We start from the raw sequence: 1112 nt of genomic DNA, 5'->3' as shown, positions 1-1112 counted from the left end.
GAATTGGTTGTGCGCAACGAAACATGAAAAGCTTCGGGTTCTAACATATATTGAATGGCATCCTCAAAACCATTATCTAAAATCTTTAAGGCTTCAGTATACTTGGGATTATCTTTAAGTTGCGATTCATAGGCTTGTTTCAACTCACGCGCATGTTGTTGTGTTGGTGCTTGGAGGATCTTTCTAAGTATTTTTCTTTCTTCTTTACTGTTCTTTTTAGGCATTACATCAATAATGTTTCTAATAAAGTGAAATGTACAGCGTTGCCAAATAGTCCCTACAAAGACTTTACGAATCGCTTTTTTCAGTCCAGCATGGGCATCAGAAATAACCATGGTTGGTGTCTGTAGTCCACGCGAGCGTAAATCTAGAAAGAAGCGTGACCAGGCTGCTTCGGTTTCTTCTTCTGAGACCATAAAACCGACGATTTCTCGTTTATTTATATCATTAACACCTTGGGCGATATAAACAGCTTTAGACACGACGCGATTGTCCTCTCTCACTTTGATATACATTGCGTCTACATATAAGTAACGAAATTTAGAGTGCGATAACGACCGTTGTTTAAACGCTTCAATTTGTGGATCTAATTCCTGCATGATGTCTGAGACAAAGGACTTGGATACATTTTCGCCACAGAGCTGTTCCACTATTTTCGTGACTTTTCGAGTAGAAACACCCATAATGACCATCTCAATCATCCCAAGGACAAACGCTTTATCCATCCGCTGGTAGCTGTTAAACACGTCTGTTTTAAACTCGCCTGATCTCGTCCGTGGTACTTTTAAGTTGATGCTCCCGATATTTAGCATGAGGTCCCGTTCGTAATAGCCATTCCGCTGATCTTTTCGTTCCGAAGTCCGTTCATAGTTCTCTGCTTTAATGTAGCGATCACGTTCAACTTCCATATAAGCGTTAAAGACAGTGACGGCTAATGATTTCATCATCGCATTCATATCGCTATTCATGACTGCCTCTGTTAATTCTTCTAAATTTAAGGTAATATTTAATTGAGCCATAATAATCTTCCTTTCAATGTTTGTCTGTCAACTACATTGTACCAAAGAGATTATTATGGTTTTTTACTTTTACACAATTATATGGGCTTTATC

1 protein-coding gene is annotated in these 1112 nt (G+C 38.7%); it reads right to left on the bottom strand.

Going from position 1 to position 1112, the window contains the following annotated elements; all coding sequences use genetic code 11:
• On the bottom strand, window positions 1-1019 hold a 1019-nt coding region (locus tag ACEN33_RS12390), incomplete at its 3' end, for an IS256 family transposase (RefSeq protein ID WP_407095208.1).
• Between the last annotated feature and the right edge of the window lie 93 nt (window positions 1020-1112).

Source organism: Ruoffia sp. FAM 24228 (genome assembly GCF_045528575.1).
Lineage (GTDB): Bacteria > Bacillota > Bacilli > Lactobacillales > Aerococcaceae > Ruoffia > Ruoffia halotolerans.
The sequence above is the reverse complement of the archived record's forward strand: the minus strand, read 5'-3'. Positions and strand labels throughout refer to the sequence as shown.